Genomic DNA, 6,169 nt, shown 5'->3' on the forward strand with positions numbered 1-6,169 from the left:
GCAAACAATTTCTTCATAGATATCCCTTACTATTTACTTCATAGAAAAACTTCTATGCAATTACATTACGTCACGGACTTTCTACTCATTTGTAGCAAGTCTATTTTTTTCCATTTCTTTTAATAAATCTTTCTTTTCGCTCACACTCAATTCAATTTCTGCTAAATCGAGTGACACTTGCGATTCATAAGACGAATAGGCTTCAGCAAAATCAAAATCTTTCGGAACAAAAGCCGAATAAAATTCTTGTGCCAACGTTCCCCCTTTGCCTAAATACCCATGACCTTTAACATCTTTGGTTTTAAAATGCTTATCCTTATTCACATCACCAAAAATCATATCGTAACCGACATCTGACAGCTTCCCAACAGACATCCGAAACATAAAATTATCTCGTAACGCTGTTTGAATGTATTGACCGTCTGGCCGCTGCATAGCTAAAATGATAAATATGCCAGCTTGCCTAGCTTTTAAAATCAGCTGGGTCATATAGCCATTCGCTTCTTGTAGCAACTTATAGCCATTTTCCATCGTTTCTAATTCCGTCATAAAAGCAGCCCATTCATCAATCACGATAAACTTTGGAGGAATATCATAATAACTATAATTTTTCCCCATCTTAAACTTAGGTGATTCCTTCATGATCTTGTAACGCTTCACCATATCATCCACGCCCCGTCGCAAGCAGCCTAAAATACCTAAACCAGTAAATACTTTACCTTCAAAAACAGGTAATCGACTTAATGTAGATAAATCTGCATCTTTAGGATCGCAAATCTCCACTTCGGCTACAGGCAGCAAAGCTAAAATTATAGACATCATGGTAAACGTCTTACCACCACCAGTACCACCACCAATTAACAAATGAGGATCAGAATTAAATTTCCAAGATACTCCACGCATCAAAAGAACACTCTCTTTTGTCGCTTTCATATCGGTAACTTTTAATCGAGACGCTTCCACATTCGATAGCAAACGATATTCCACAAACCCTTTGTGATTCAAAATACCCATATTATCGGCCAAAAACATATCTTCTAAAAAAGTACCCATCTTCATATATTTTTCCTGATTTTTATTACCATCCATAGGAAGAAATATGGAGATCAAATTCTTTTTATTTCGATAATAAATCCGTGGAAATTTCATTTTGTCCTTAGCAGCTGGGCGGCCACTAGTTGAATTACCTTTTCTCTTTTTTAATGTAAAGAAACGATTTTCAACAATCATATTCGCTAAATTCCGACGTTCTCGAACCCGACTAAAAAAACCGTTCCTACTGTATGACAAGCGGCTCAAAAAATAAACAACAAAAAAACCTCCTACCAAAATCCCAAGTAAAGGTAACACCTGAAATAATGTAGCAAGCCAATCACTTTGACTATTTAATTGAAAATAAGGATAAAGCACAAAATATCCGTAGCATCCAGCACCGACTAGAAACGGGATAAACCAGATAAACTGATAAAAACCATAGATATGCAAATGAAATTTTCGTATGCGAATACCACGATATACAAACAGTTTACTCATAAACACCTCCACTTCGGTTACACCGACTGCTTACCTCGACAAGCAGACCGTCGATTACTTCAAAAGCAATTAAAAGCGAATACCCGCTTTTCCTCACTTTATCAGTCCACTTTAGAAAATGAAAGCACCATCATCTACCATAATTACAACCGCAACAATCGCATAATCCCTTCCCATAGCATCATAATCTATAAAAGACTCTAATTCACTGGGAACTTTATAAAATTCTCCTTCCCCACACAAATACCTGCCTAAATCACTGTTTGAGGCAATTCCTGATACAAATGATCCTGATGAATACCCATCTAATAAAGATTGAATATCCTGAAAATACTCATCAAGCAATACTTTTGTGTACTTTTGAAATACAGCAGGCATTTCTTTAAATCGTTCAACTACCACATTCAACTTTTCAATTCGATCTGTTTCATGAATAACAAAAGGTGCTTCATAATCAGAAATGATAGTTTCCTTGCTACCAACATCTTCCATACCTAATTTTTGCGACACTGTACTAGGCGGCACTGGCAAAGAAAACCATTCCCCTTTGTGTTTCTGACCTAACAATTCGACATAAATTTTGATTTCAGACAACTTAACTCCTCCTTTAATTTCAATATTCTATCCTTAATCAAGCAAAATCATACTCCATGAACAAAAAATTTACCCATATCACACCAAGCAGCTTTATAAGCAAAATACCATGCTTCATCAGCCTTAGATAAAGGAAACTGCCAAGCATCTTCAATACGAGTTACCAAAACTGGTGGTTCCCCATCTTTTAATTGTTGTCCTAAATATTTCCTCTGTCCCGAATCATAAAGAACTAAATATTTCTTTTCCTGATTCATTTTTTTTATCACCTCAAATCGGACAAAATGAACTGACAATAATCATGCAGCTGCCGAATCTCCCCTGCAACCTGCAATACATCTTCTTCTTGGAAATTAAAATAGGCATGAGCCAGATCATTCCGAATCCGCACATACCTATACCAGTTAATATTAGAATATTTTTCTTTTAGTTGTTCAGATAATCCATTCCGAATCTCTTCACCAATTGCCAATAAACACATCGCAATCGAATTTTTAATCGTACCAGTCATTTCTGATTCTTTCGATACTTGATGAGCTTTGTTTAAATCACGATCAATTTCATTACAATAATTTAAAATACTTCTTAGCACGACACGATCCTTATTTCTGATAGAGTAACACCCTCTCTTTTCCTAAATTTTCTAAAAAATGAGAACGAAATTCTAATATCTGCTTGTCTTGAAAAATACCAGTTTTAACTACATCAACAGATTTATTTAATACTTTTTCCAATTCTTCACGAAAATCACCAGTATCAAAAATATTCTTTATTTTTGAACCCTGAGAATCAATTAAAAAATCAATATCACTTTCGGACGTGGCTTCTCCACGAGCATAAGAACCAAACAAATACACCGTAGCCACCTCATACTTCTCAAATATTGGTAAGCATCGATCTAAAATCTCCTGTTTTGAATAAATCATTTTGTTCACTCCTTATGCTCTAATGGATTAATTACCTTCAGCTGCCGCCTTACCTTTACCGTCATTATTCGCTTTGCCAGCATTACCATTACCCGTAGCTTTAACATCCGTTACTTTTTTAATTCCTTCAGCTGTAATTTTAATATAATTATTGGTGTAACGGCCATTTCTAAATGCAAATAATTCGATATGTGGGGCTTTTAATTCTACTTTATCCCCAAAATCTAACTCAACTAAAGGAATCGAAACTGGAATAGTAATTGTTTCTTCACTCAACTGCTTAGAGCTTTGAACCACATACCGATAATCGGTGTCTGTCCACTCTCCTGTTTCTTCATCCTGCACACGGTTAGGATTTTTCATACGAAGAAACGTTAATTCTCCAAAAGAATCCACAATTTCTAACTCCAAACCTGCATTCAATTCGTTAATTTTAGCCATTTACCGCTGCCCCCTTTTCTAATTTTGTAGCAAAAATTGACCAACCTTTGACGGCACCGTCACCAGCTGCTTCACTCACTGGTTCACACCGAACATCTTCCACATGAACCACTTCACCGTACTTAAACGTAGATAAATTTAATCGAGGTGGAATCACAACTTCTAAGGTTTCCCGCTGTTTTGAGCTTAACAAAGCAACAGCAACACCCACAACTTTATTTCTTCGTGCAGTCTGATCATACTCCGTCACTTCTTCTTTTTTTCCAACATAAGACAACGTACCAAACGTTGCTGCTGCATTTATTTTACAAAAATCCACTTGTATTCCCCTTTTCATTTAAAATTTTTAAAATTAGATTTTTTCAATCCATTCGTCCTTGCAACCCTCGCTACAAATCCCAATAAAACTCATGGCAAATACTGCTCTTAATGGATTTACAGACTCTTTGTCAGTCAAATACTTTTGCTTATCCTTACGGAACTCACAAACTCCATGTAGTATCATCAACGTGTCAACGATTACAGATTTTATAAATGGTTTCTGCAACCAACTACTTCAAAAGTTAGCAAAATCATGATAAAATACAATTTCTGAGGTTGTATTTTGTTAGATTTGTCTAGCAAAATGAAGTATGCACAAAACAAATAAGCTAAAATTGGATTTTTTGTTTCGTGTATACAGTTGTCAAGGATCAAGGATAATTTCATAATTGGAGTTGATTTTTGTCAACAAAAAAAGCGGAGGATAAGCGCATTATACGCAAATCCTCCGCTTTCAACGTCACCTAAGAAACAGTAGATTCCCAGCTAAAACATTCTATTCTTCTGCAATCTTTTCCTGTTAAAAATAAAAAAATAGCATAGAACTAACGTTCTTTTTTTGGTATAATCTAACTGTTGCTTTCGAGCAACGCCGAAAGGTGAATGCGCATTGTCTCCCAAGACGTGAATGCGACCTTCTTATCGCTTAGGGATTCCCGTCCCTGATAAGAAATAGCCTTTCGGTTTTTTGTTTTTCAACGAACAACTGGACTTCTGCCCAGATATTCACCTAGACAAAAATCAACTCACCCAAAGAATAAACTATTTTTTGAGTAAATGCAACTTGAAAAACACTATTTAAAATATTGAGAGCAATTTTTCAAAATTACTTCTCAAAAAAAGCATAGCATAAGGGTTATTTTTTTTCAATAAAAATCGAACGTTTGTTCGCATTTATTAAATTTAAGTCACTTAAATATTTTTATACCTCACTTAAAACCACCAATACTTCCCTTTTTTTTCAATAAATGATATACTAGCTATACAAAAAAAGGAAGTTGCGTTAACAACTTCCCCTATAGAACCGTTAAAAAGACGGTGACTTCATTTTAAATATTTTTTGCCATCTAAAACTCGGTCAAAGTGGTTAGATGGCTATTTTTTTGGCTTTTTATGATCAACTATCAGCAAAACCAACGTCGCAAAGGCGATCATCAGTTGAATTGCTTCAAACGTTGTCACTCGCTACTCCCTTCTAGGGATAAAGCTATGAACCATAGGCAATCACCCCTTTTTCAAGAGATTAGCCACCATCTTTTCACTTTTCTACTTCGCAAGTATACCATATTTTTTTAACAAAAATTGCAATTATATTTACATCTTATTCTTCTAAAATCCCCTGTTCAATCAATAAACTTGCTACATAATTATAAGCAGTAAAAAGCTGGTTAGATTTATAAATTAGACTAAACCAAAAATACATTGACAATAAACCCCCACTGAAAAATGTAAACATCACACTAATTATAAACACACTTCCAGTCACTTCAAAAAAATTATCAAGAAAATAATTCATTAGAAAATTTAACATTGATGACCAAAAAACAACTACAGTAAACGTAATAAAAAACGAAAATGACTGCCTAGAACTGTCAATATTTTGTTTTGAAGCATAATAATTATAAACAAATTTATTTAACTCTATCTCTCTTAAATCATTAAAAATTTTCGGCTTAAAAAATAAATTTAAATCCTCTTTTTTTTTGGTTGCTAGCCAATAATCTTCAAATTTTGAAACAAAATCAAAATCAATCAATTTTTTTAATGGATAATTCTTTTTTCGACGATACGCTTCTGTCACCCTCAGCATATGTCTATCGCCTATCCTTCAAAATTTCTAGGGTAATTTCTAAGCCTTCAATAAATGTTTCCAGTTCAGAATCACCCTCAAACTCTATCTCAATCATTTCAGTATCGTCTCCATTTTGGACAATATTACCGTGCATCATCGTACCACCTAAATCCTTAAAAGATAAATAACTTCTACCTCCATGCCCACTATCCCCACCTTTTAATCCTGTTGTACCAACCTCTACTTCTAAAATATTTGCGTTTGATATACTAATCTTAGTCGTTGCAACCTCTACTCCATTAATAATTCTTTTTCCCTGCTTAACACTATCATAATTTTTCATAAAAAAATTCCTTTCTGTTATTTTATAGTCTAGTTTACATAACCTACATTATAAAAAGGTTCCATCTCACAAAATGATGGTTTCCGAAACGGCTACATCAAAAAGTCACTCCTTCTGCTTGTTTGCACAGGGAGTGGCTTTTTAAGATAGAACTTAGATAGATTCTTTCCAAATATCATGTAGAAATTCTAACTTAAAAATTTGTTGAGTTAAATCAAT

Annotated in this window: 10 protein-coding genes; all 10 read right to left on the reverse strand. The window is 34.3% G+C overall.

Annotation, left to right across the window (positions count from 1 at the left end; all coding sequences use genetic code 11):
- Positions 1 to 81 precede the first annotated feature (81 nt).
- The 10 genes from AC1Z3S_RS19720 to AC1Z3S_RS19765 all read right to left on the reverse strand — a co-directional run bounded on the left by AC1Z3S_RS19720 (position 82) and on the right by AC1Z3S_RS19765 (position 5,950).
- Positions 82 to 1,533, reverse strand: coding sequence for an FtsK/SpoIIIE domain-containing protein (locus AC1Z3S_RS19720; protein WP_461741793.1), 1,452 nt, complete (start codon positions 1,531 to 1,533; stop codon positions 82 to 84).
- A 111-nt stretch (positions 1,534 to 1,644) separates the two neighbouring features.
- Positions 1,645 to 2,127 (reverse strand): antirestriction protein ArdA, encoded by a 483-nt coding sequence (locus tag AC1Z3S_RS19725; protein WP_461741794.1) that lies wholly within the window; start codon positions 2,125 to 2,127, stop codon positions 1,645 to 1,647.
- 47 nt (positions 2,128 to 2,174) lie between these two features.
- The gene (locus AC1Z3S_RS19730; protein WP_461741795.1) at positions 2,175 to 2,384 is read right to left on the reverse strand and encodes a hypothetical protein; all 210 of its coding nucleotides are present in this window, start codon (positions 2,382 to 2,384) and stop codon (positions 2,175 to 2,177) included.
- Positions 2,385 to 2,392: 8 nt separating this feature from the next.
- On the reverse strand, positions 2,393 to 2,719 hold the full coding sequence (locus AC1Z3S_RS19735) for a HepT-like ribonuclease domain-containing protein (protein WP_461741796.1): 327 nt from the start codon (positions 2,717 to 2,719) through the stop codon (positions 2,393 to 2,395).
- Positions 2,720 to 2,729: 10 nt separating this feature from the next.
- The gene (locus AC1Z3S_RS19740; protein WP_265460260.1) at positions 2,730 to 3,053 is read right to left on the reverse strand and encodes a nucleotidyltransferase family protein; all 324 of its coding nucleotides are present in this window, start codon (positions 3,051 to 3,053) and stop codon (positions 2,730 to 2,732) included.
- Positions 3,054 to 3,080: 27 nt separating this feature from the next.
- The gene (locus AC1Z3S_RS19745) at positions 3,081 to 3,494 is read right to left on the reverse strand and encodes a DUF961 family protein (RefSeq protein WP_461741797.1); all 414 of its coding nucleotides are present in this window, start codon (positions 3,492 to 3,494) and stop codon (positions 3,081 to 3,083) included.
- A complete protein-coding gene (locus tag AC1Z3S_RS19750) occupies positions 3,487 to 3,813 on the reverse strand; it encodes a DUF961 family protein (protein ID WP_461741798.1) in 327 nt (108 codons plus the stop codon). Before AC1Z3S_RS19750 ends, AC1Z3S_RS19745 begins: the two co-directional genes overlap by 8 nt.
- A gap of 1,097 nt (positions 3,814 to 4,910) precedes the next feature.
- Positions 4,911 to 4,997 (reverse strand): putative holin-like toxin, encoded by an 87-nt coding sequence (locus AC1Z3S_RS19755; RefSeq protein ID WP_461741801.1) that lies wholly within the window; start codon positions 4,995 to 4,997, stop codon positions 4,911 to 4,913.
- A gap of 139 nt (positions 4,998 to 5,136) precedes the next feature.
- Positions 5,137 to 5,625, reverse strand: a complete 489-nt coding sequence (locus AC1Z3S_RS19760) for a hypothetical protein (protein ID WP_461741799.1) — start codon at positions 5,623 to 5,625, stop codon at positions 5,137 to 5,139.
- 4 nt (positions 5,626 to 5,629) lie between these two features.
- Positions 5,630 to 5,950 carry a hypothetical protein gene (locus tag AC1Z3S_RS19765; protein ID WP_461741800.1) on the reverse strand — a complete coding sequence of 107 codons (321 nt, stop codon included), beginning with the start codon at positions 5,948 to 5,950 and terminating at the stop codon, positions 5,630 to 5,632.
- Positions 5,951 to 6,169 lie beyond the last annotated feature (219 nt).

It is taken from the genome of Enterococcus sp. LJL90 (assembly GCF_056924355.1).